The organism is Stenotrophomonas sp. TD3, assembly GCF_001939825.1.
Taxonomy (GTDB): Bacteria; Pseudomonadota; Gammaproteobacteria; order Xanthomonadales; family Xanthomonadaceae; genus Stenotrophomonas.
The window spans coordinates 3240430-3262983 of sequence record NZ_MOYM01000001.1 but is presented as its reverse complement, the minus strand read 5'-3'; the positions used below and the strand labels follow the sequence as shown (position 1 = coordinate 3262983).

The 22554-nt window shown below is 68.1% G+C and carries 20 protein-coding genes; 13 read left to right on the top strand and 7 right to left on the bottom strand.

Annotation, left to right across the window (positions count from 1 at the left end; translation table 11 throughout):
- Positions 1-171 precede the first annotated feature (171 nt).
- The 4 genes from BKE09_RS15210 (at position 172) to BKE09_RS15195 (ending at position 6004) form a co-directional block, all read left to right on the top strand.
- A complete protein-coding gene (locus BKE09_RS15210; RefSeq protein ID WP_075676285.1) occupies positions 172-1311 on the top strand; it encodes a porin in 1140 nt (379 codons plus the stop codon).
- 75 nt (positions 1312-1386) lie between these two features.
- Positions 1387-2715, top strand: coding sequence for a CitMHS family transporter (locus tag BKE09_RS15205; protein WP_075676776.1), 1329 nt, complete (start codon positions 1387-1389; stop codon positions 2713-2715).
- A gap of 23 nt (positions 2716-2738) precedes the next feature.
- Positions 2739-3479: an acetoacetyl-CoA reductase gene (gene phbB, locus BKE09_RS15200; protein ID WP_005419193.1), complete on the top strand. Its 741-nt coding sequence runs from the start codon at positions 2739-2741 to the stop codon at positions 3477-3479.
- A 227-nt stretch (positions 3480-3706) separates the two neighbouring features.
- Positions 3707-6004, top strand: coding sequence for a TonB-dependent receptor (locus tag BKE09_RS15195; RefSeq protein ID WP_075676284.1), 2298 nt, complete (start codon positions 3707-3709; stop codon positions 6002-6004).
- Between the two features lie 436 nt (positions 6005-6440).
- Here BKE09_RS15195 and BKE09_RS15190 read toward each other — a convergent pair whose 3' ends face one another.
- Together BKE09_RS15190 and rsgA are read right to left on the bottom strand one after the other, a co-directional pair.
- Complete coding sequence (locus BKE09_RS15190; RefSeq protein ID WP_075676283.1) at positions 6441-7694, bottom strand: flavohemoglobin expression-modulating QEGLA motif protein; 1254 nt, start codon at positions 7692-7694, stop codon at positions 6441-6443.
- A 151-nt stretch (positions 7695-7845) separates the two neighbouring features.
- Positions 7846-8955, bottom strand: coding sequence for a ribosome small subunit-dependent GTPase A (gene rsgA, locus BKE09_RS15185; protein WP_049442897.1), 1110 nt, complete (start codon positions 8953-8955; stop codon positions 7846-7848).
- Between the two features lie 114 nt (positions 8956-9069).
- Between rsgA and BKE09_RS15180 the strand changes: the two genes are divergently transcribed.
- Genes BKE09_RS15180 through BKE09_RS15170 form a run of 3 tightly spaced genes read left to right on the top strand, consistent with a single transcriptional unit; the run spans position 9070 to position 11689 of the window.
- Positions 9070-10344 (top strand): pyridoxal phosphate-dependent aminotransferase, encoded by a 1275-nt coding sequence (locus tag BKE09_RS15180; protein WP_032956570.1) that lies wholly within the window; start codon positions 9070-9072, stop codon positions 10342-10344.
- 3 nt (positions 10345-10347) lie between these two features.
- Positions 10348-10965, top strand: a complete 618-nt coding sequence (locus BKE09_RS15175; protein WP_075676282.1) for an SGNH/GDSL hydrolase family protein — start codon at positions 10348-10350, stop codon at positions 10963-10965.
- Between the two features lie 4 nt (positions 10966-10969).
- Positions 10970-11689: a class I SAM-dependent methyltransferase gene (locus BKE09_RS15170; RefSeq protein WP_075676281.1), complete on the top strand. Its 720-nt coding sequence runs from the start codon at positions 10970-10972 to the stop codon at positions 11687-11689.
- A gap of 145 nt (positions 11690-11834) precedes the next feature.
- Here BKE09_RS15170 and BKE09_RS15165 read toward each other — a convergent pair whose 3' ends face one another.
- Positions 11835-12614 (bottom strand): polysaccharide deacetylase family protein, encoded by a 780-nt coding sequence (locus tag BKE09_RS15165; RefSeq protein ID WP_075676280.1) that lies wholly within the window; start codon positions 12612-12614, stop codon positions 11835-11837.
- 59 nt (positions 12615-12673) lie between these two features.
- Between BKE09_RS15165 and grxD the strand changes: the two genes are divergently transcribed.
- Positions 12674-13600: a Grx4 family monothiol glutaredoxin gene (gene grxD, locus BKE09_RS15160; protein WP_042358958.1), complete on the top strand. Its 927-nt coding sequence runs from the start codon at positions 12674-12676 to the stop codon at positions 13598-13600.
- A 76-nt stretch (positions 13601-13676) separates the two neighbouring features.
- Here grxD and BKE09_RS15155 read toward each other — a convergent pair whose 3' ends face one another.
- Both BKE09_RS15155 and BKE09_RS15150 read right to left on the bottom strand, forming a co-directional pair.
- Positions 13677-14216, bottom strand: coding sequence for a DUF924 family protein (locus BKE09_RS15155; protein ID WP_075676279.1), 540 nt, complete (start codon positions 14214-14216; stop codon positions 13677-13679).
- A gap of 43 nt (positions 14217-14259) precedes the next feature.
- Positions 14260-15036 carry an AMP nucleosidase gene (locus BKE09_RS15150; RefSeq protein ID WP_075676278.1) on the bottom strand — a complete coding sequence of 259 codons (777 nt, stop codon included), beginning with the start codon at positions 15034-15036 and terminating at the stop codon, positions 14260-14262.
- Positions 15037-15189: 153 nt separating this feature from the next.
- Between BKE09_RS15150 and BKE09_RS15145 the strand changes: the two genes are divergently transcribed.
- The 5 genes from BKE09_RS15145 to BKE09_RS15125 all read left to right on the top strand — a co-directional run bounded on the left by BKE09_RS15145 (position 15190) and on the right by BKE09_RS15125 (position 19967).
- Positions 15190-16599, top strand: coding sequence for an amidohydrolase (locus BKE09_RS15145; RefSeq protein WP_075676277.1), 1410 nt, complete (start codon positions 15190-15192; stop codon positions 16597-16599).
- Complete coding sequence (locus BKE09_RS15140) at positions 16599-17861, top strand: amidohydrolase family protein (protein ID WP_075676276.1); 1263 nt, start codon at positions 16599-16601, stop codon at positions 17859-17861. The genes BKE09_RS15145 and BKE09_RS15140 overlap by 1 nt, the downstream gene beginning before the upstream one ends.
- Positions 17862-17881: 20 nt before the next feature.
- Positions 17882-18514, top strand: coding sequence for a 2-hydroxychromene-2-carboxylate isomerase (locus BKE09_RS15135; protein ID WP_075676275.1), 633 nt, complete (start codon positions 17882-17884; stop codon positions 18512-18514).
- A 95-nt stretch (positions 18515-18609) separates the two neighbouring features.
- A complete protein-coding gene (locus BKE09_RS15130; protein WP_049442888.1) occupies positions 18610-19551 on the top strand; it encodes a DegV family protein in 942 nt (313 codons plus the stop codon).
- Positions 19552-19628: 77 nt separating this feature from the next.
- Positions 19629-19967 carry a hypothetical protein gene (locus BKE09_RS15125; RefSeq protein ID WP_071305891.1) on the top strand — a complete coding sequence of 113 codons (339 nt, stop codon included), beginning with the start codon at positions 19629-19631 and terminating at the stop codon, positions 19965-19967.
- Positions 19968-20056: 89 nt separating this feature from the next.
- Here the strand turns inward: BKE09_RS15125 and BKE09_RS15120 are convergent, their stop codons facing one another.
- Positions 20057-21469 carry an efflux transporter outer membrane subunit gene (locus BKE09_RS15120; protein WP_075676274.1) on the bottom strand — a complete coding sequence of 471 codons (1413 nt, stop codon included), beginning with the start codon at positions 21467-21469 and terminating at the stop codon, positions 20057-20059.
- Positions 21466-22548: an HlyD family secretion protein gene (locus BKE09_RS15115; RefSeq protein ID WP_075676273.1), complete on the bottom strand. Its 1083-nt coding sequence runs from the start codon at positions 22546-22548 to the stop codon at positions 21466-21468. Before BKE09_RS15115 ends, BKE09_RS15120 begins: the two co-directional genes overlap by 4 nt.
- Between the last annotated feature and the right edge of the window lie 6 nt (positions 22549-22554).

Here is a 22554-nt window from a genome sequence, read left to right as displayed (position 1 = left end):
AGCGCAGCGGCCGGTTTTACGCTGCACCGCACAAACCATTGACAGGACGATGACAGCTTGCCCGACCCAGACTGCGGCCGCGCACCGTCCGGTGCCCACGATTGCCGCGCGCCTGGCGCGCACCTGGGAGGGTTTGTGGAATTCACGTTTGCCTGGCGGCGTCCTGCCGCCATGATGGCTCTGGCTGCCCTGTCGGCGCCGGCCTTCGCCGCCGAAGACGACCGTCCGGTCACCGCCACCCTCGGTGGCCGCCTGCACCTGGACTTCGCCACCTTCGACAACGACAACCGCGGCACGCCGAACAAGGACGACACCGAGATCCGCCGTGCCTGGGTCGATGTGTCCGGCAAGTTCTTCGTGGTCGACTACAAGCTGGAAGCCGACTTCTCCGGCGACCGCGTCGAGGCCAAGGACGTGTACCTGGCACGCAGCTTCGGCAAGGCCGGCAAGCTGACCGTCGGCCAGTTCAAGCAGTACTTCTCGCTGGATGACCGCACCAGCTCCAACTACGGCAGCTTCCTGGAGCGCGGCAACGCCGGCACCACGCTGGCGCCGCTGTACCGCCTGGGTGCGTCGTGGCAGGCCAACCCGGGGGACTTCACCTGGGCGGCCAGCATCTACAGCCTGGAAAGCATCGACGCCTGGCAAGTGAAGGGCCGCGCCGCCGGTGGCCGCGTCACCTGGGCGCCCTCGCCCAGCGATGGCGACGTGCTGCACCTGGGCCTGTCGCTGGCCCGCGAGGCCTATGACAATCCCGGCGCCAACGGCACCCCGGGCCTGAGCATCCGCCCGCGCCCGGCCGGCCATCTGTCCGATGAAAGCCGCCTGACCCTGGTCAACTTCTCTGCCGGCCGCGATACCGACGTCAACAAGTGGTCGCTGGAATATGCGCAGGTGCGCGGCCCGCTGTCGTGGCAGGGCGAATTCAGTGGCGCCACCTTCGATGACGGTGCCCAGCGTGGCGACGTGATGGCGGCCTACGGCATGCTCAGCTGGTTCGTCACCGGCGAAAGCCGCGCCTACGACCGCAAGACCGGCCGCTTCGCGCGGATCAAGGACATCCGCCACAAGGCCGGTGCCTTCGAAGTGGCGCTGCGCTACGACCAGATGTGGGGCGCACAGCACCTCGACGGTGCCCCCGACCTGCGCCGCGGCAGCACCGAAGCGTGGACGCTGGGTGGCAACTGGTACCTGCGCGACAACCTGCGCTTCATGCTCAACGTGATCGAAAGCCGCAACCGCGACCGCCTGGCCGGGGTCACGGTGGACCGCACGCGCGCGGTCACCGGCCGCCTGCAGTACGACTTCTAAGCCCGGCATCCCGGGCATTCCGCCCGGGCCCCTTCCACTCCCCCACGTCCTGTTTTCGCAAGGAGTCCGCAGATGATGCTGAGCATCCTCGGCTTTGGCATGGTCATTACGTTCATGTACTTGATCATGAGCAAACGCCTGTCGCCGCTCGTCGCCCTGATCACCATCCCCATCCTGTTCGCGCTGATCGGTGGCTTCGGCGCCGGCATCGACGAGATGATGCTGGAGGGCATCAAGAAGATCGCGCCGACCGGCGTGATGCTGATGTTCGCCATCCTCTACTTCGGCGTGATGATCGACGCCGGCCTGTTCGATCCGCTGGTGCGGATCATCCTGCGCTTCGTCAAGGGCGATCCGATGAAGATCGTGCTCGGCACCGCGGTGCTGGCGATGCTGATCTCGCTCGACGGTGATGGCTCGACCACCTACATGATCACCGTCTCGGCGATGCTGCCGCTGTACCAGCGGCTGGGCATGAACGCGCTGAACATGACCTGCGTGACCATCCTCGCCGGCGGCGTGATGAACCTGACCCCGTGGGGCGGCCCGACCGCACGCGCGGCCACTGCGCTGCACGTGGACCCGGCCGATGTGTTCGTGCCGCTGATCCCGTCGATGGTGATCGCCTGTGCCGGCGTGCTGCTGCTGGCCTGGTACCTGGGCCTGAAGGAACGCCGTCGCCTCGGCGTGGTGACCCTGCCCAAGGGCGGCAGCTGGATGGACAACAGCGTGTCCGACGACAGCAACCCGCTGCCGACCGTGGAAGACGCCGAGGACATCAAGCGTCCGAAGCTGCTGTGGGTCAACCTGGCCCTGACCGTGGCGCTGATGACCGCGCTGATCATCGGCGTGCTGCCGATGCCGGTGCTGTTCATGGTCGGCTTCGCCATCGCCCTGGTGATCAACTACCCGAACCTGGCCGAGCAGCGCCGCCGCGTGGTCAACCACGCCGGCAACGTGCTGTCGGTGGTGTCGCTGATCTTCGCCGCGGGCATCTTCACCGGCATCCTCAACAACACCGGCATGGTCGAAGCGATGTCGCACAGCTTCCTGGCGGTGATTCCGGAATCGTGGGGCCCGTACCTGGCGGTGATCACCGCAGTGGCGTCGATGCCGTTCACCTTCTTCATGTCCAACGACGCGTTCTACTTCGGCGTGCTGCCGATCCTTTCCGAGGCCGCCGGCAACTACGGCATCACCCCGGTGGAAATGGCGCGCGCCTCGCTGGCCGGCCAGCCGGTGCACCTGCTCAGCCCGCTGGTGCCGTCCACCTACCTGCTGGTGGGCCTGGCCAAGGTCGAATTCGCCGACCACCAGAAGTTCACCCTGAAGTGGGCCATCGCCATCTCGATGCTGCTGATGGTCGGCAGCCTGCTGTTCGGCCTGTACCCGCTCGCGGCCTGACCCTTACCTAGGAGCCTTCTGCAATGACGCTTCGAATCGCTTACGTCACCAGCGGCATGGGCAGTGTCGGTACTGCCATCTGCCAGAGCCTGGCCCGCAGCGGCCACACCGTGGTCGCCGGTTGCGCGCCGAATTCGCCGCGCAAGGCCAACTGGCTGCGCGAGCAGCGCGAACAGGGCTTCGACTTCATCGCCTCCGAAGGCAACGCGACCGACTGGGCCTCGACCAGCGCCGCATTCGCCAAGGTCCGCGCTGAAGTCGGCGAGGTGGACGTGCTGGTCAACAACTCCGGCGGCAGCCGCGACCTGCTGTTCCGGCAGATGACGGTGGAAGACTGGAACGCGGTGATCGCCTCCAACCTCAATGCGCTGTTCAACCTGACCAAGCAGGTGGTCGACGGCATGGCCACGCGGGGCTGGGGCCGCATCATCAACATCGGCTCGGTCAGCGCCCACAAGGGCCAGATCGGCCAGGTGAACTACGCCACCGCCAAGGCCGCGATGCATGGCTTCAGCCGTGCGCTGGCCGCCGAAGTGGCCTCGCGCGGGGTGACCGTCAACACGCTGTCGCCGGGCTACATCGCCAGCCAGGCGATCAGCAGCTTCCCGCCGGATGTACTGGATCGACTGGCCGCTTCGGTGCCGGTGCGTCGCTTGGGCCGTCCCGAGGAAGTGGCCGGCCTGTGCGCCTGGCTGGCGTCGGATGAGGCCTCGTATGTGACCGGTGCCGACTATCCGGTCAACGGTGGCCTGTACATGGGTTGAGCCCTCCTCCACGCGACGCGTGGAGCGCCTCCCCCACGGAGTGCGCGGGGCCGGTGAACCTTCGCTCGCGAGGGGGATCCGGCCCCTTTTTCATTCGGCGGCGGGACATGCGCGGGTGCCCTGCACCGTTCGTTGGTTTTTCGTAAAGAAGGTTTCATGTTCCGTTCGCATAGTGGCCATGCACCGCGCACGCGTGCCGGTGACCACCCCCAATGCAACGGACCACCATGCAGACCCGACACCTGACGATTGCCGTGGCGATCGCGCTCTCCGCCGCCGCCAGCGCCCATGCCGCCACCGCCGCCGATACCGGCGCCAGCACCGAGGCCGCGCTGAGCGCGCAGACGCTGGATACCGTCTCCGTGATCGGCCAGGGCGAGACCCGCCAGGTGCAGCGCATCACCGCCGTCGACAAGCAGGTGCTGCCGCCGGGCACCAGCGGCCAGAAGATCCTCGACCGCCTGCCGGGCGTGTCGGTGCAGTCCAACGATGCCTTCGGCGCCAACGAGGAATCGCAGACCATCAGCCTGCGTGGCTTCGACAAGAGCCGCCTCGGCTACACGCTGGACGGCATCCCGCTGGGCGACAACAGCTACGGCAACTACAACGGCCTGAGCATCGCCCGCGCGATCATCGCCGAGAACCTGGCCGGTGCCGAGCTGTCGCAGGGCATCGGTTCGCTGGGCGTGGCCTCGACCAGCAACCTCGGCGGCACCATCCAGTACTTCTCGATGGACCCGTCCACCGAATTCGGTGGTCGCGCCAGCGTCACCGTCGGCGACAACAACCAGCGCCGTGGCTACCTGCGCGTGGATACCGGCGACATCAACGGCTTCTCGGCCTATGTGTCCGGCGTGCACCAGGACCAGGACATGTGGGCCGCGCCGTACCAGAACCAGACCACCCGCCAGTTCAACGCCAAGGCGGTGTGGAATGTCGGCGACCACCGCTTCGGTGCGTTCGTGGCCACCTCGCGCGCCAGCCAGGCCAACTACGCCTACCTGTCCAAGGACATGCTGGCCCGCGGCCTGGGCTATGACTGGAACATCTACGCACCGGACTGGAATCGCGCCGTCGCTGCCGCGTACTGCGCGCCGGGCACCTACAACAAGGCGCGCTGCGCGTTCAGCGGCGGCGTCAACAGCATCGACGATGCGTACTACCAGAGCCGCGCGCTGCGTGACGACAACCTGTACTCGGTGGATGCCGACCTGCGCCTGGGCGAGCAGGGCCGCCTGAAGCTGCTGGCCTACCATCACGACAACCGTGGCCAGGGCCACTGGTGGGCACCGGGCCAGCCGTCCTACCCGGGCACCGACAAGATGCTGCCGATCTCGATCCGCAGCACCAACTACACGATCAACCGCGATGGCCTGACCGCCGCGCTGTCGTGGACGGTGGGCATCCACGAACTGGAAGCCGGCCTGTGGTACGAGCAGAACGACCACAACGTCTCGCGCAACTTCTACTACATCAGCGGCCCGTTCCTGGACGACCTGTACCTGAAGAACCCGGATCGCCTGCTGTTCAACCAGGACTTCGACATCCGCACGCGCCAGTTCTACGTGCAGGACCGCATGCGCTTCCTGGACCAGCGCCTGACCGTGGACGTGGGCATCAAGAGCCCCAACACCCGCATGCGCGCCACTGCCAAGCCGGGCGTGGAAACCAGCATCGCCTCGGGCACGCTGACCGCCAAGGAATCGGTGCTGCCGCAGGTGGGCGTGGGCTTCAAGCTCAACGCCAACAACGAGTTGTTCGCCTCCTACGCCGAGAACATCGCCGCCTTCGTCGGCGGTGGCAGCGGCGGCCCGCTGCAGGTGTCGCCGGAATCGTTCGCGGCCAGCGCCGGGCTGGAACCGGAGAAGTCCAAGAGCCTGGAAGCCGGCTTCCGTACCTTCGGCGAGAAGTACCAGGCCTCGATCGCGGCCTACAACGTGAAGTTCGACAACCGCCTGCTGTCGCTGAACCCGTGCTCGAGCATCGAAGTCGGCACGCGCCCGGAGTGCGTGACGCGCTTCATCAACGTCGGTTCGGTGAAGAGCTACGGTGCGGAACTGACCTTCATCTTCAAGCCGATCGACGGCCTGCAGTGGTACAACGCGCTGTCCTGGAACAAGACCACCTACGAGGATGACTACACCTCGGGCGGCGCGATCGTTCCGGTGGCCGGCAAGATCACGGTGGATACGCCGCAGCGCATGGCCTCCAGCGAAATCAGCTGGAACCGCGACGGCTTCTTCGCCAGCCTGCGTGCGAAGTACACCGGCAAGCGCTACTACACCTACACCAACGACCAGTCGGTGCCGGGCGTGACCACCTTCGACGCCGGTGCGGGCTACGACTTCGGCCCGGGCCTGGGCCTGCGCAACGTGCGGGTGTCGTTGAACGCGACCAACCTGACCAACAAGCGCTACGCCGGCCAGCTGAGCTCGTTCGCACCGACCGACCCGAAGGGCACGCGCTATGCGATCCATGCGAGTGCACCGCGGCAGTTGTTCATGACGGTGGCGGCGGAGTTCTAAGTCGAAAGCGTTGCCCCGCGGCGTCTTGATTATCGTCGCGGGGCAGGGCCGGATGGGCCGGCGCAGGACACGCCGTGAACCCATCCATTGGGGCTCGATGGCGCCATCCATGGCGCCAACGGTCCTGCGCCGGCCCATCCGACCCTGCTCGACGGTTTCCCGCGCCACGGTGCGGAGGGCAAAGAAGAGCAAAAGCAAAGAGCCGGGCACTGCCCGGCTCTTTGCTTTTCAAGCTCTTCAAGCGCAATCCCTCTGGTGGATTGCTGGCCGTCTCGCGGGAAATTGTCTGGAGCGGGGGGCTTGCGCTGGCCAGGACCGTCCACGGCATGGATGCCGTGGCCGAGCCTACAGGGACGTACTTGCGGCGTGTCCTGGCCAGCGCAAGCCCCCCGCTCTCCCCGATATCAATCGAGACGCCACAAGCCGCCAACGCATTTCATTCCGGCGCCAGCTGGTCCATCCGTATCCGGTTGGCGAACAGCGAGAACGCCAGCATGCCGGCCAGGCCGTTCGCCCGGCTCACCCAGTGCGGCAGCCAGCGCGGTGGCTTCAGCACCCCCGCCTCGAACAACGGTGCGAACGCGATCGCATCGGTCAGGCTCATCTTTCCCGCGAACAACCAGCGGCAGACCTGCAGGCGGTCCTCGGCCAGCATGTGGCGGAAGAAGGTATGCACCGATACCAGGCCACGCAGGTACACCGTGTCCTTGGTGAACGCCAGACCGCCACTCGGCGGCACGCCGCGGAACACGCGCTGCGCCGAAGCGAAACTCTCTTCCGCGTTCTGCCCGGCATCGCAAAAGTAGCGGAACACTTCGATGAAATCGGCGCCTTCGCGGGCCATGGCAATCGCTTCGGTACGCAGGCTGATGCGCTTCAGGCGTTCGATGTCGATGCTGCCGGTGATCTGCTCGGCGAAGGTGGCCAACCCTTCCTGGGTTGCCGTCACCCGCGGCGACGACAGCGCCAGGCTGGGCAGCACAGGCTGTTCGCGCCCGTTCAACGCGGTCAGCGAATGCACCAGCGCTTCATGGTGGAACAGCTGCGCGCGGTCGTAGGCGCTGAAGCGCGCACTGGTGCGCAGGCGGATGCGGGTCGGGCCGGCGGCGGCCTTGGACACCAGCTCCGGATCCAGCTGTACCTGGATGATGCGTGATTCAAAGAAAGCGTCCAGATCGTTCTGCAACTGCAGCTGCAGCGCGATGGCCGAGACCGGCACCTGCTCTTCCGGCGCCAACAGCTCGTGGTCCAGCTCGGCAGCAATCTGGATGAAGTGCCGTGCGGCTTCGCGCGTGCTCGGGCCATTGCCCGGCAGCGGCTGCTCGGGGGCGCCGAACAGCTGCACCGAACAGGTATCGACGGCGGCGGTGCCCAGCCCTTCCAGCAGCTGCGCGGCCAGGTCCCAGCTCTGCGCCGACTGCTGCACGTAGTGGCCGAGTGGATGGCTGTCGTCACAGGCGGCAGCGATCGCGGCCAGCGCGCGGCGCTCTTCGCTGAAGTCGAGCCGGGGGTAATCCACCTTTGGCAGTACCGGCTGGCCGCGCGCCACGCTGTCCAGGAACGGTGCCTGTAGCGTTGCCGGCCAGCTGGTCAGGCCCAGCAGGCGGATGCCTCCCACGGCCTCGACCAGGCGCGCATCAAGCGCTGCATGGTGGGCCACCTCACGGTCCAGCGTCGCGGTCGGTTCCATGCGCGGACTATAGCGCTCTGCCCTTGCTTTGGGACGGGCGGAGCATCGGGCAGTTGCCAACCTTGGTTGGCATCCGCCGCAGGCGGCTTCGGACACATTCGTGCCAACCAAGTTTGGCACTCACCAGGAACAGGTTTCCGGTATCGCGGGGTCAGCGCCGGCGCGGCTTGCCTGCCGGGCGGAACTGCTGGCCCTTGCCCTTCTTGCCGCCGCGCTCCTGCGCGGTCTCGGCCTGGCGGACCGCCAGCTTGGCGGCAGCAGCGGCCACTTCTTCCTTCAGCTTGAAGTAGTTCAGCAGCCGGCTTTCTTCGATTTCGCCCGCCTCGATCGCTGCACGCACGGCACAGCCCGGTTCCTGCTGGTGCTTGCAGTCGTTGAAGCGGCACTGTGCGGCCAGCGCCTCGATATCGGCGAAGCCACCTTCGGACAGCGTTTCTTCGCCGGTCGGCTTCAGCTCGCGCATGCCGGGGGTGTCGATCAGGCAGGCGCCGGTCGGCAGCGGCATCAGCGCGCGATGGGTGGTGGTGTGGCGGCCGCGCGAATCATTGGCACGCACCGCGTTGGTCTTCATCCGCTGCTCGCCGAGCAGGGTGTTGGTCAATGTGGACTTGCCGGCACCGGAGGAGCCAACCAGCACCACCGTGCGACCGGGGCCCAGCCACGGTTGCAGCACCGCCACGCTGTCGGCATCCAGGCCGTTGATCGCATGCAGCGCGATGCCCTGCATCTCCAGCTCTTCCAGCACCGCCAGCGCATCCTCGCTGTACTCGGTCTGGTCGGCCTTGGTCAGCACCACCACCGGTTCGGCACCACCACCGCCGACCAGCAGCAGGTAGCGTTCGATGCGCCTCGGATTGAAGTCGGCATCCAGGCCGCAGACGATGAACACCGTATCGATGTTGGCCGCGATCACCTGCTGGTGGTAGTGCTCACCGGCGGCGCCACGCTTGATCGCGGTGCGGCGTGGCAGCAGCGCGACGATGCGGATGCCGTCCAGCAGCACCCAGTCACCCACCGCCGGCCGCTCGTGGCTGGGGAAGCGCGGGCGCTGCCATTCCGGCAGCGACTCGGCCTTGATCGCCGCATCCGGGCCATCGGCCACCACGTAGTGGGTACGGTGCTGTTCGATCACCCGCGCCGGGCGGGCCTGCGGGTGCGCGGCCATCACGGCCTGCCAGTCGGCCTGCTGCGCCGGGCCCGGCCAGGGCCAGCCGATGGTCTGCAGGGCGATGAAATCGGGGGTCTGGGTCATCGCCGCCATTCTACCTGTGACGGCCCCCTGCCAGCCCAGCAATGACAGGCCCGGAGCCCTTGCCATGCACTGCAGCAATTCCGGTAGGATGGAATCCCCATGCCTTTTGACGGCCCAGCCCCCATGTCCACCATCTCGCCCAAGCCCCTGGCCATCCGCGAGCGCCTTTCCGAAGTGCGCTACGAAATCCGCGGAGAACTGGCGCGGCGAGCCCGGGAGCTGGAGGCGCAGGGCCGCAAGCTGATCAAGCTCAACATCGGCAATCCGGGCAACTTCGGTTTCCGCGCGCCCGAGCACCTGCAGCGCGCGATCGCCGACGACATGGGCCGCACCGACCCGTACACCCACCAGCAGGGCCTGCCGGTCGCACGCGAAGCCATCGCGGCGTACTACGCCCGCCGTGGCGCACCGGATGCGCACCCCGACCGTGTGTTCGTCGGCAACGGCGTCAGCGAGCTGATCGACCTGTCGCTGCGCGCACTGCTCAACCCGGGCGACGAAGTCCTGGTGCCCTCGCCGGACTACCCGCTGTGGTCGGCCTCGACCATCCTCAATGATGGCCGCCCGGTGTACTACCGCTGCGCCGCCGAGAACGGCTTCCAGCCGGACCCGAGCGAGATCGAGACGCTGGTGTCCTCGCGCACCCGCGCCATCGTGCTGATCAACCCGAACAACCCCAGCGGCGCCAGCTACCCGCGCGAACTGCTGGAGCGCGTGGTCGAGATCGCACGCCGCCACAACCTGCTGTTGCTGGTCGATGAGATCTACGACCAGATCCTGTACGACGATGCGGTGTTCCAGCCGGTCGCGCCGCTGGCCGGCGACCACCCGTGCCTGACCTTCAGCGGCCTGAGCAAGGTGCACCGTGCCTGCGGCTGGCGCGTGGGCTGGGCCCACCTCAGCGGCGACGATGCGCGCCTGGGCGACTTCCGCGCCGCGCTGGACCTGCTCGGCGCGCTGCGCCTGTGCGCCAACGTGCCGGGCCAGTACGCCATCGAGGCCGCGGTGAACGGCCCGGACACCATCTCCGAACTGTGCACCCCGGGTGGCCGCCTGTATGAGACCCGCCGTGCGGTAATCGAGGCCTGCGAAGCCAGTGAGCACCTGTCGCTGGTCGCGCCGGCCGGCGCGCTGTATGCGTTCCCGGCGGTGGTCGGTGCTGCCGCCAAGGGCTTTGACGACCACAACTTCGCGCTGGACCTGATGAACAACGAAGGCGTGCTGGTGGTACCGGGTTCCAGCTTCAACGTGCCCTACCGCCATCATTTCCGCGTGACCCTGCTGCCGGAAGCCTCGGTGATGCGCGATGTGTTCGCCCGCATCGACCGCGTGCTGGCCCGCCGCGCCGAGGACGCGACCAAGGTCGTACCGTTGAAGCCACGCCGTTCGGTGGCCTGAGCCGTGGCGCTGTCCTACCTGGCGCTGGGCGACTCGTACACCATCGGTGAAGCCGTTGCGGTCGAAGGCCGCTGGCCGCACCAGCTCGCCGCCGCCCTGCGTGCGCAGGACGTGGCGCTGGCCGACCCGCAGACCATCGCCACCACCGGCTGGACCACCGACGAGCTGGACGCTGGCATCGATGCGGCCGCACCGCAGGGTCCGTTCGATTTCGTCAGCCTGCTGATCGGCGTCAACAACCAGTACCGCGGCCGTCCGCTGGACGAGTACCGCGTCCAGTTCCAGGCCCTGCTGCAGCGGGCGATCGGCTTTGCCGGTGGCCGCCCCGGGCGGGTGCTGGTGCTGTCCTTCCCCGACTGGGGCGCGACCCCGTTTGGCACGGGCAGTGGCCGGGACCTGACCACCATCGAGATCGAAACCGACGAATTCAATGCGGCCGCCGAGGTGATCAGCACCCAGCAGGGTGCGGCCTTCGTCGACATCACCGACATCAGCCGTGAACAGGGGGACGACCCGGCGATGATCGCCGAGGACGGCCTGCACCCGTCGGCGCGGATGTACGCCCTATGGAGCGCACGCGCGCTGCCGGTCGCCGCGCACCTGCTCGGTGGAACGGACTGACGCGATGGATGGCACGCCACGGAACGGCCCGCCCCTGCCCTGCACACCGCTGACCGCCCCGCAGGCCCGCGCGATCGCCGAGGCGTTCCGCCCGGCACAGGCCTGGGGCAGCCGCCGCGACTACTACTACACCCGCGGCAAGCTCGGCAGCGACCCGCTGTATGACGGCGTGCTGCAGCATCTGCCTGACGACGGGCATCCACTGCTGGACCTGGGCTGCGGGCTGGGCCTGTTCGCCCATGTGCTGCGCCAGCGCGGCAGTACCCAGCGCTACCTCGGCGTGGACGTGGACGCCGGCAAGATCACCCGCGCCCAGCGTGCCGCCACCGGCCTGCACGATGTGCGCTTCGACTGCCTGGACGTGCAGGCACCGCTGCCGGCGCAGGCCGGGCACGTGCTGCTGCTGGATGTACTGCAGTACCTGGATGCGGGCCCACAGCAGGCACTGCTGCGCGCAGCCAGTGCACGGGTCGCTTCCGGCGGCCGCCTGCTGCTGCGCACGCCACTGGCCACCGGCGATGGCCGCGACCGCACCACGCGGGTGGCCGACCGGCTGGCCTGGCTGGTCGGCTGGATGGGCACGCGGCCTCGCCATTACCCCGACCCGAAGGTGCTGCAGGCGACATTGATCGAGGCCGGATTGCAGGTGACGGCGCCCCGGCCGCTGCACGGGCGCACCCCGTTCAACAGCTGGTTGCTGGTGGCCGAACGCCCTTCGTTGTAGCGCCGAGATCACGCCCGGCTGCCCTCCGACGTCTTCCGGTGCTGCGCACCGCCGCCCGAGCATCGGCTCGGGCGCTACAGGATGATCGCCAGACCTTGTAGCGTCGAGCCCATGCTCGGCTGCCCCAAGCGCCCAGAACCCTGGGTTACAGGGCCGGCAGCTGCGCCTTCAGGCCGCGCTCGTCCAGCGCCTGCAGCACGCGCTCGATGATCGCCAGGTTGTGGCCGTGGGCGGCCCCCTCATGCAGCAGCACGATGGCGCCCGGGCGCAGGTCCGGCAGCAGGCGGTCGAGCACGCCCTGCGCCGTGCAGCCGATACCGTCGAAGCCGCGCGCGCTCCAGCCGACCCGGACCAGGCCCAGCCGCTGCAGCACCGGTGCCACGAACGGATTGGTCATGCCCACCACCGAACGGTACCAGCGCACCGGGCGGCCGCTTACCGCCTGCAGGGCATGCTGGCAGCCCTCGATCTCGGCGCGCATCGCCGCCGGGCCCAGCCGCCAGAAGCGCGCCTGCGGATGGCTGTGGCTGTGGTTGCCCAGGTCGTGGCCGCGGCGCAGGATCTCCTGCACCAGGTCCGGCTGCGCCAACGCGCGCTCGCCTACCAGGAAGAAGGTGGCGCGGGCCTGGTGGCGGTTCAGCAGGTCGAGCACCGCACGGGTTTCCGGGCCAGGACCGTCATCGATGGTCAACCAGACGCTGCTGCCGGCATCCGGCATCCGGCTCAGCACCGGCGCGTAGAAACGGCTGTTGGGCAGGAACACCGGCACCATGAACAGTGCGTGGCTGGCCACCATCAACGGCAGCCCCCAGTGCCAGCCGGCCAGGGCCCAGGCCAGGATCACGGCCAGCTGCGACGCCACCAGCCAGGGCAGCCAGCGCCAGGGCCGGGTCGGGATGCGATGCAATGTTCCTGCGTTGCTCATCCCCCATGATGCCATGAGGGTTAGAATTGATGATTCGAATTCCCGGAACCCCGACGTCCATGTCCCTCGATCCCGCCCTGCGTTCGCGCATCGAATCCATCCTCAACGCCAACCGCGTCGTGCTGTTCATGAAGGGCCAGCCGTCGATGCCGCAGTGTGGTTTCTCGGCCAAGGCCGTGGGCGCCCTGCAGGACCTCGGCGTCGAGTTCGCCCACGTCAACGTGCTGGCCGACCAGGAAATCCGTGAAGGCATCAAGGCCTATGGCGACTGGCCGACCATCCCGCAGCTGTACATCGACGGCGAACTGGTCGGCGGCAGCGACATCGTGCTGCAGATGGCGGCCAGCGGCGAGCTGAGCAGCGTGCTGGGCCTGGCCGCGCCGGACCGTACCCCGCCGAGCATCACCGTCACCCCGGCGGCCGTGGAAATGCTCAAGGGCGCGCTGGCCGATGCCCCGGGCGCTGCCCTGCAGCTGTCCATCGACGCCGGTTTCCAGCCGAACTTCCAGCTGGCCCCGCACGACGAAGGCGCCATCGCCGCCGAGTCCAACGGCCTGCGCGTGCAGTTCGACCTGGCCAGCGCCCGTCGCGCCAACGGCATCACCATCGACTGGGTGGACGACATCCGTGGCAAGGGCCTGGCCATCGACAACCCGAATGCGCCCAAGCCGGTGCAGGAAATCAGCGTGCGCGATGCCGACGACCTGGTGCGTGCCGGCAACATCACCCTGGTGGACGTGCGCCCGGCCGACGAGCGTGAAATCGCCGCCGTGGGCGTGCCGTTCAAGACCTTCGACGGCACCGGCCGCGCCGCGCTGGAAGCCCTGCCCAAGGACACCGCGCTGGCCTTCATGTGCCACCACGGTGGCCGCAGCGCGCAGGCCGCCGAGCAGTTCCGCGCCCTGGGCTTCACCAAGGTGTTCAACGTCACCGGCGGCATCAACGCCTGGTCGGAAGACGTCGACAACGGCGTGCCGAAGTACTGATCGGCACTGAAAAAGGGGACGGAGGGGATTAAGTCGTTTTGCCACAAACGACTTAATCCCCTCCGTCCCCTTTTTCTTAGCCGGCGAAACCGCCTTCGGCCAGGTAGTCCAGTTCCTCCGGCGAGGGAATACGCCCCAGCACGGCGTTGCGGTGCGGGAAGCGACCGAAGCGGCGGATGATGTCGCGGTGCAGCTCGGCGTACTGAAGGTATTCCTTGTCGCCCAGCACATCGAACATCGCCACCGAACGGTCCTGGTCCAGCGGGTCCTCGGAGTGCTCGAACGGCAGGTAGATGAAGGCGCGCAGCTTCGGCACCAGCTGCAGGTCCAGGCCTTCCTCGATGGCGCGCATGGCGTAGTGCCGGGCCAGGCCATCGGTGGCATAGGAATGGGCGCTACCGCGGAAGCAGTTGCGCGGGAACTGGTCCAGCAGCAGCATCAGCGCCAGTGCGCCCTCGGCACTGCCCAGCCAGTGTTCACGCGCACGCGAAGCAGCCGCGAAATGCTCATCCAGGAACAACTGGCGGAACTGCGCATCGAACGCATCGTCGCGGGCGAACCACTTCGCAGGGCCCGCCTCCTTCCAGAAATCCACCACTTGCGCGGCAACATCCATCACCTACTCCCCAGGGCCGGCGCGCCGCGCCAGGCCATCATCATCATTCGTCGAAGCGCAGGTGGCGGACCGACTTGCCGTTGCGCCGGATAAGCTTAAGCGCCTCGATACCGATCTGGATATGGTTTTCCACGAACTGGGAGCTGACCTTGGCATCGGACACCTCGGTCTTGACCCCGTCGGGGATCATCGGCTGGTCCGATACCAGCAGCAGCGCGCCGCTGGGGATGTGGTTGGCGAAGCCGGCCGCGAACACGGTGGCGGTTTCCATGTCGATGGCCATGCAGCGCATCGCCCGCAGCCGCTCCTTGAAGGCCTCGTCGTGCTCCCAGACCCGGCGGTTGGTGGTGTAGACGGTACCGGTCCAGTAGTCGTGGCCAAGGTCGCGGATCATGGTCGAGACCGCACGCTGCAGCGCGAATGCCGGCAGGGCCGGCACTTCCGGCGGCAGGTAGTCGCCCGAGGTGCCCTCGCCGCGGATCGCCGCGATCGGCAGCACCAGGTCACCCAGCTGGTTCTTGCGCTTGAGGCCACCGCACTTGCCCAGGAACAGCACCGCCTTGGGCATCACCGCCGACAGCAGGTCCATGATGATCGCGGCATTGGGGCTGCCCATGCCGAAGTTGATCATGGTGATGCCATCGATGGTGGCACTGGCCATCGGCCGGTCCAGGCCGATGACGGGGGCACCGGTCAGCTCGGAAAAGGTATGCAGGTAGCCCCCGAAGTTGGTCAGCAGGATGTGCTGGCCGAACTGGTCCAAGGGCACGCCGGTGTAACGCGGCAGCCAGTTGTCGACGATTTCCTGCTTGCTCTTCATGGTGGGGGACCGGTACGGCGGGGGATCGGCTATTTTCGGCCAGCCGGGCGGTGCCGTCGAGCCGTCGGCGACCGGCCTGTGAAGAAGGTCACTTGGCAGCCCGCCAGCGCCCGGCTAGCGTCGGCGGTTGGATCACGTCGCAAGGGGAACTGCATGGCATCGACGTTGTTGCGCGCCGGGGTGGCACTGGCGCTGCTTTCATTGAGCACGGCACCGGTGGTGGGCGCCTCGCGCTTCGTGGCCGATCCCTACCCCAGCACCTACCAGGCGCATCCCGATGCGCCGGTGCTGATCCAGAACGCCACCGTGCTGACCGGCACCGGCCAGCGCCTGGACAACGCCGACGTGCTGCTGCGCGATGGCCGTATCGTTGCCGTCGGGCCCCGGCTGCTGGCCGATGCCGGCGTCACCCGCATCGATGCGCAGGGCAAGTGGGTCACCCCGGGCCTGATCGACGTGCATTCGCACCTGGGCGTGTACCCCAGCCCGGGCGTCGGCGCGCACAGTGACGGCAACGAGATGACCGCACCGGTCACCGCCAACGTCTGGGCCGAGCACTCGGTGTGGCCGCAGGACCCGGGCTTCGCCACCGCATTGGCCGGTGGCGTGACCAGCATGCAGGTGCTGCCCGGCTCGGCCAACCTGGTCGGTGGCCGTGGCGTGACCCTGAAGAACGTACCGGCCATCACCTACCAGGCGATGAAATTCCCGGGTGCTCCGTGGGGGCTGAAGATGGCCTGCGGCGAGAACCCGAAACGGGTCTACGGCGAAGGCAAGGGCGTCGCCCCGGCCACGCGGATGGGCAACGTCGCCGGCTACCGCGCCGCCTTCATCGATGCCGCCGACTACATCGCCAAGAACAAACCCAAGCCGGCCAAGCGCACGGGCTGGTTCGGCAGCGACAAGGGCGACAGCGCCGGTGATGCCGGTGGCAAGCGCGATCTCAAGCTGGACACGCTGGCCGGCGCGATCGAAGGCGACATCCGCGTGCACATCCACTGCTACCGCGCCGACGAGATGGCCACCATGCTCGACCTGGCCAAGGAATTCGGCTTCAAGGTGGCCGCCTTCCACCACGGCGTGGAGGCCTACAAGCTGGCCGACCGGCTGGCCGCCGATGGCGTCTGCGGCGCGCTGTGGGCCGACTGGTGGGGCTTCAAGATGGAAGCCTTCGACGGCATTCCGGAGAACATCGCACTGGTCGACCGGCCGAAGAACAGCTGCGCCATCGTCCATTCCGATTCCCCCGAAGGCATCCAGCGCCTGAACCAGGAAGCGGCCAAGGTGATCGCCGCCGCGCGCCGCGCGCACATGCCGGAGATCAGCCCCGAACACGCCATCACCTGGATGACCGCCAACGCCGCCAAAGCGCTGGGCATCGAGGGCCAGACCGGCACCCTGGAGGCCGGCAAGATGGCCGACGTGGTGGTCTGGAACGGCAACCCCTTCAGTTCCTACGCGCTGGCCGAACAGGTCTTCATCGACGGCCGCCGCCTGTACGACCGCAGTGCGCCGGCAGCGACGCCGCGTTCCGATTTCCAGCTCGGCCAGGAGGTGCACTGATGGGCGCGTTGAACAAGCGTCGCCGGGCATGGCTCGGCGCTGCGGCCGTGGTGCTGGCCTGCATCTCCGCATCCGCGCAGGCGCAGGACCTGCTGGTCCGCAACGCCACCGTGCATACCGCCGGCACGCGCGGCAGCCTGCAGCACACCGATGTGCTGGTGCAGGGCGGCATCATCCGCGCAGTCGGCAGCGGGCTGTCCGCACCGGCCGGTGCCAGCGTGGTCGAGGCCGATGGCCGCCCGCTGACACCGGCGCTGTTCGGCGGCATCACCGAGATCGGCATCGAAGAGGTCTCCGGCGAAGCGAGTACGGTCGACAGCACGTTGAAGATCGGCGAACAACCGTTGCGCCCCGAATTCGATGTCACCCTGGCCTACAACCCGGCCTCGGTGCTGATCCCGGTGGCACGCCTGGACGGCATCGGCTTCACCGCCCTGGGGGCGGCCACCGGTGGCGGCTTCGTTGCAGGCCAGGGCGGTGTGATGCGGCTGGACGGCAGCGCCGATCCACTCGGGCCGCGCGCGCTGTTCCTGCGCCTGGGGTCGGCCGCAGTGGAGCTGACCGGGCATTCGCGTGCGGCGCAATGGATGCTGCTGCAGCAGATGGTGGACGAGGCGCGCGGCCAGGTCGCCGCAGACTCACCACATGCACTGCTGACGCCGGCCGGGCGCCGCACGCTGGGCCGCTACCTGGCAGGCCAGGGCCGCATCGTGGTGGAGGTGGACCGCGCGGCGGACATCCGCCAGCTGTTGCGCTGGGCCACCCGCGAAAAGGTGAAGATCGCCATCGCCGGTGGCAGCGAAGCCTGGCAGCTGGCGCCGGAGCTGGCCGCCGCGCAGGTGCCGGTGTTCGTCGATGTGCTGTCCAACCTGCCGGCCAGCTTCGACCAGATCGGTGCCACGTTGGAAAATGCGGCACGCCTGCAACGTTCCGGCGTGGCGGTCTCGTTCGTGCAGCGTGGCGACGCCTCGCACAACGCACGCAAGATGCGCCAGCTGGCGGGCAATGCCGTGGCCAATGGCCTGCCCTGGGCCGACGGTCTGGCCGGCCTGACCCGGGTACCGGCGCAGGCGTTCGGCGTGGCCGACCAGATCGGCAGCATCGAGCCGGGCAAGCGTGCCGACCTGGTGCTGTGGGAAGGCGACCCGCTGGACGTGGCGCACTATGCCGAGCAGGTCTGGCTGGGCGGCCGGGCGATGCCGATGCGCTCGCGCCAGACTGAACTGCGGGACCGCTACCTGCTGCGCAACGCGCAGCCCTGACCTCTTGCAAGGAACCGCCAATGGCCACGCTGCGCTGGTACTTCGACTTCGTCTCGCCCTATTCCTACCTGCACTGGCAGAAGCTGAAGCGGTTGCCACAGTTTGCCCAGATCCAGACCGTGCCGATTGCCTTCGGTGCCGTGCTGCACCATCTGGGCAACCTCGGGCCGGCCGAGATTCCGGCCAAGCGCCGCTTCATCTACCGCCAGCTGCAGTGGACTGCGCAGGCCGAGGGCACACCGCTGCGGTTCCCGCCGGGCCACCCGTTCAATCCGCTGTCCGCCCTGCGCCTGTGCCTGGCCGCCGGTGGCAGCGTGCAGGCGGTGGACATGCTGTTCGACTGGATCTGGCGCGACGGCAATGCCGCCGACAGCGCCGAGGCCCTGCGCGAACCGGCTGCGCGACTGGGGATCGAGGATGTCGCCAGCGCCATCGCCGACCCGGCGGTCAAGGAGCAGCTGCGGCGCAACACCGAGGCCGCCATTGCTGCCGGCGTGTTCGGCGTGCCGACCCTGGCCATCGATGACGAACTGTTCTGGGGCAACGACGCCCACCCGCTGATGGCGGCGGTGCTGGCCGATCCAGGCCTGCTGCAGCAACCCGAATGGCAGCGCCTGGCCAGCCTGCCGGTAGCGGTGCAGCGCAGTCGCTGAACAGGGCGTGGCGCGTTTCCCTCGCGCGCCACGCCAGGATTTGAGATAGATTTCACGTTTCCGAACCTACAACCGCCCTGGAGGGGGAGCCGCGGATGCGCATCGGAATCGTCGTCGACTCGGCCTGCGATCTGCCGCAGGACTTCATTGCCGAGCACAACATCGTGCTGCTGCCGATCACCGTACGCATCGGCGAAGCCGTGCTGGCCGATCATCGCGATGAGCAGGCCACCCTGAGCTTCCTGCACGCGCATGTGGCCGAACATGGCGCTGAAGCGGAGACCATCCCTTTCAGCGTCAACCAGATCCGCGACCTGTTCCTGCAGCAGCTGGTGATCGATTACGACCACGTGTTCTGCATGACCATCACCAAGACCCGCAGCCCGATCCACGACAATGCGCTGCAGGCCAGCTTCGCCATCCTCAACGATTACAAGCCGGTGCGGCAGGCAGCGGGCTACAACTCGCCGTTCGCGCTGCGCGTGCTCGATACCCAGAACCTGTTCGCCGCGCAGGCCGTGACCGCAGTGGAGGCGGTTCGCCTGCGTGACAGCGGCGCCAGCGTGCAGCAGATCCGCGAGCGCCTGGAAGAACTGGCCGGCAACGTGCACGGCTACATGATCACCCGCGACCTGTACTACATGCGCGCACGTGCACGGCACAAGGGCGACCGCAGTGTCGGCCTGCTCAGCGCGGCGCTGGGCAGCGCGCTGGACATCAAGCCGGTGCTGCACGGCTACCGTGGCGAGACCGGGCCGGTGGCCAAGATCAAGGGCTTCGACAGTGCCGTGCAGAAGCTGTTCGCGGTGGTCGGCCAGCGCGTGCGTGCGGGGCTGATGACACCCACGGTATGCGTCAGCTACGGCGGCGAACTGGACGAGCTGCGCACCCTGCCCGGCTATGCACAGATGAAGGAAGTCTGCGCCGGCCATGGCGTGACCGTGTACGAATCGGTGATGAGCCTGACCGGCATGGTCAACGTCGGCAAGGGCGCGGTCACCGTGGGCTTTGCCGATGGGCCGCATCGGTTCGAATGAGCGCTGGCCACGGCCGGAATCTGCACATCGATTCCACCGCGGTTGTGCCAGCCTTGCCGCACTTCAAGGAGAACTCCATGCCTGCGCAGTACCACATCAGCCTACCCGACCCGTCCAAGGCCCGCGGCAACGACCCTGACCTGTCCTTCCATTCGCAGGGCGCCGCCGGTTTCGCCGAAGAGCTGCAGGACGCCCTGCGCAGCGGCACGCTGTTCGAGCGCTGGAAGGCCAAGCAGCCCGACCCCGATGCGGTGGAACCGCAATGGGGCGTGACCGACCCGGAGGCCACCGTGACCGGCGAGCAGAAGGACCTGCGCATCAACCTGGTCGCCACCACCCGCATCGACAGTGACGTGTTCAAGCAGCGCCTGCGCCTGCTGGCCGGCCACCACTGGGAACTGCGCGACGTGCGTTGAGGCCCCGCTCTGGTAGTGCCGGCCGCTGGCCGGCAACTGCAGCAGCCATGACGGTGCCGGCCAGCGGCCGGCACTACCCCAACGATTCCCTACCAGCCGCCGCCCAGCGCGCGGTACAGCTCCACACGCGCGATCGCGGCCATGGCCTGGCTGTTGGCCAGCGCGGCCTGGTTGTCCAGCGCGATGCGCTGGGTGGCCAGCACGTCCAGCATGTCGACCACACCGGCCTGGTACTGCCGGCGCGCCGCGCCCAGTGCGGTCTCGCTCTCGTCCACCGCCACGTGCAGCTGCACCGTGCGCTGCTGCTCGGCACTGTAGCCATCGATGGCGTCGTCCACCTCATGCCAGGCCTGCAGCACGGTACGGCGGAACTGCAGCGACGACTGTTGCTGCTGCAGCCTGCTCAGCGCCAGGTTGGCCTTCAGCCGCCCGCCCTGGAAGATCGGCAGGCTGATAGACGGCCCGATGCTGAAACGGTGCGCGTTCCAACCGTCCAGATCATCGAGCTGCTTCGCCTGGAAGCCCGCGTCGCCATTCAAGGTGATGCGCGGCAGGAAACTGGCCTTGGCCACACCGATGCCCGCCGTTGCCGCATGCAGTGCCGCTTCGGCACGACGGATGTCCGGGCGGCGCTCGGCCAGCTCACTGGGCAGCCCCACCGCTACGGCCGGCAACGCCGGCCAGTCACGGCGTGCATCCTGCAACTGCGCGTCCAGCGCTTGCGGTGGCCGTGCCAGCAGGAACGCCAGCGCGTTGCGCAGCTGCGATTCGCGATGCCGCAGCGGCGCGATGCGCGCCTGCAACGATGCCACCTGCGCGGCCGCACTGGAGACCTGCAGCGTGCTGGCCACGCCCTGGCGCTGGCGAGCTTCCGTAAGCCGCTTGATGTCGTGGGCGATGCTGAGGTTGTCCTCGGTGATCGCCAGCAGTTGCCGCGTCGCACGCAGCTGCAGGTAGTCACGCGCGGTTTCCGCCAGCAGCGCGGTGCGCACGGCATGTGCATCCTCCTCGGCCATCTCCACGCGCGCGTCGGCCGCTTCCACCTGGCGCCGCACGCGGCCCCACAGGTCCAGCTCCCAGCTCAGGCCGATACCGGCCTGGAACAGCCCGTAGTCGTCACGGCCGCCGTTGCCGGACGGATCATTCAGGCCCACCTCGCTGTTGCGTGCACGCACGCCACTGGCGCTCGCGTTGACGCTGGGCAGGCGATCGGCGGCGGTGATGCCGCGTGCGGCGCGGCTCTGCTGCACACGGTTGGCCGCCAGCTGCAGGTCCAGGTTGGCCGCCAGCACCTGGTTGGCCAGCTGCCCCAGCAGCGGATCATCGAAGCCGGCCCACCAGGCGGCGTCCTGGTCGATGGCGTTGCCGGCGACAGCCTCACCCTGCCAATGGCCGGGCAGTTCCGCCTGCGGGCGTACGAAGTCCGGACCCATCGTGCAGGCCGCCAGGGCCGTGCACAGGCTGGCCGCAACGAAGGTGCGGAACACGGTGACTGCGCTCATGCACCCTCCCCGCTCTTGTGGCCCGGTCCGTGCTGCACGCTCTGCGCGCGCGCGCGGCTGCGCAGATCAACGCTGGCTTCCACCGACATGCCGGCACGCAGCTGATCCAGCAGCGGCTGGCCCGGCTCCAGCACGATCTTCACCGGAATACGCTGCACCACCTTGGTGAAGTTGCCGGTCGCGTTTTCCGGCGCTACGGCTGCAAAGGTGACGCCGGTGGCCGGCGCGATGCTGTCGATGTGCCCGCGCAGCGGCGTGCCCGGGAACACGTCCACCTTCAGTTCGACCTGCTGGCCGGACTGCATGCGCGTCATCTGCGTTTCCTGGAAATTGGCGACCACGAAGGCGCGCTTCAGCGGTACCACCGCAGCCACCGGCGTCCCCGGGGTCAGGTAGGCACCCACGCGCACTGCGCGGCGACCGACCATGCCATCGATCGGCGCGCGCAGCACGGTGTGCGACAGATCCAGTTCGGCGCGTGCCTGCGCCGCTTCTGCACGCTGCACCGCTGCCTGCGCGGCCTGCACGCCCGCACTGAGGATGTCGGTGCGCTGGCGTGCGGTCGACAGCGCGGCCTGGCCCTGCTGCAGATGGGCACTGGCCACGGCCTGCTTTGACTGCGCCTGCTGTGCGTTCTGCACGGTACCGGCGCCGTCACGGGCCAGTTCGCGGTAGCGCTGCTGGTCGGCGCTGGCCAGGGTCAGTTCGGACCGGCTGACATCGACACTGGCCCTGGCCTGCTCGATCAGCGAGCCCTGCTGGGCCAGTGCAGCCTGTGCGTTGGCCAGCTGTGCACGGGCATTGGCGAGGTCGGCACGCGCCGCCTGCAGGGCGACCTGATAGTCGCGGTCGTCGATGCGGGCGAGCACGTCGCCGGCCTCCACCGATTGGTTGTCTTCTACTTCCACGGCACTGACGAAGCCTGCCACCTTCGGTGCGACCACGGTGAAATCCGCATTGACGTAGGCGTTGTCGGTGCGCTGGTAGCGCCCGTCGCGCAGCAGCAGCCAGCTGCCGATCGCCAGGGCCAGCACGCCCAGCACAAGGCCGGTGTTGAGGGTTGTCTTGTTGAGGCTCATGGGGGA

What these genes read in the sequence shown, in the direction of transcription:
- BKE09_RS15210 (WP_075676285.1), top strand. Translation starts at nt 172, where the DNA reads ATGATGGCTCTGGCTGCCCTGTCGGCGCCGGCCTTCGCCGCCGAAGAC.
- BKE09_RS15205 (WP_075676776.1), top strand. Translation starts at nt 1,387, where the DNA reads ATGCTGAGCATCCTCGGCTTTGGCATGGTCATTACGTTCATGTACTTG.
- phbB (WP_005419193.1), top strand. Translation starts at nt 2,739, where the DNA reads ATGACGCTTCGAATCGCTTACGTCACCAGCGGCATGGGCAGTGTCGGT.
- BKE09_RS15195 (WP_075676284.1), top strand. Translation starts at nt 3,707, where the DNA reads ATGCAGACCCGACACCTGACGATTGCCGTGGCGATCGCGCTCTCCGCC.
- BKE09_RS15190 (WP_075676283.1), bottom strand. Translation starts at nt 7,694, where the DNA reads ATGGAACCGACCGCGACGCTGGACCGTGAGGTGGCCCACCATGCAGCG.
- rsgA (WP_049442897.1), bottom strand. Translation starts at nt 8,955, where the DNA reads ATGGCGGCGATGACCCAGACCCCCGATTTCATCGCCCTGCAGACCATC.
- BKE09_RS15180 (WP_032956570.1), top strand. Translation starts at nt 9,070, where the DNA reads ATGTCCACCATCTCGCCCAAGCCCCTGGCCATCCGCGAGCGCCTTTCC.
- BKE09_RS15170 (WP_075676281.1), top strand. Translation starts at nt 10,970, where the DNA reads ATGGATGGCACGCCACGGAACGGCCCGCCCCTGCCCTGCACACCGCTG.
- BKE09_RS15165 (WP_075676280.1), bottom strand. Translation starts at nt 12,614, where the DNA reads ATGAGCAACGCAGGAACATTGCATCGCATCCCGACCCGGCCCTGGCGC.
- grxD (WP_042358958.1), top strand. Translation starts at nt 12,674, where the DNA reads ATGTCCCTCGATCCCGCCCTGCGTTCGCGCATCGAATCCATCCTCAAC.
- BKE09_RS15155 (WP_075676279.1), bottom strand. Translation starts at nt 14,216, where the DNA reads ATGGATGTTGCCGCGCAAGTGGTGGATTTCTGGAAGGAGGCGGGCCCT.
- BKE09_RS15150 (WP_075676278.1), bottom strand. Translation starts at nt 15,036, where the DNA reads ATGAAGAGCAAGCAGGAAATCGTCGACAACTGGCTGCCGCGTTACACC.
- BKE09_RS15145 (WP_075676277.1), top strand. Translation starts at nt 15,190, where the DNA reads ATGGCATCGACGTTGTTGCGCGCCGGGGTGGCACTGGCGCTGCTTTCA.
- BKE09_RS15140 (WP_075676276.1), top strand. Translation starts at nt 16,599, where the DNA reads ATGGGCGCGTTGAACAAGCGTCGCCGGGCATGGCTCGGCGCTGCGGCC.
- BKE09_RS15135 (WP_075676275.1), top strand. Translation starts at nt 17,882, where the DNA reads ATGGCCACGCTGCGCTGGTACTTCGACTTCGTCTCGCCCTATTCCTAC.
- BKE09_RS15130 (WP_049442888.1), top strand. Translation starts at nt 18,610, where the DNA reads ATGCGCATCGGAATCGTCGTCGACTCGGCCTGCGATCTGCCGCAGGAC.
- BKE09_RS15125 (WP_071305891.1), top strand. Translation starts at nt 19,629, where the DNA reads ATGCCTGCGCAGTACCACATCAGCCTACCCGACCCGTCCAAGGCCCGC.
- BKE09_RS15120 (WP_075676274.1), bottom strand. Translation starts at nt 21,469, where the DNA reads ATGAGCGCAGTCACCGTGTTCCGCACCTTCGTTGCGGCCAGCCTGTGC.
- BKE09_RS15115 (WP_075676273.1), bottom strand. Translation starts at nt 22,548, where the DNA reads ATGAGCCTCAACAAGACAACCCTCAACACCGGCCTTGTGCTGGGCGTG.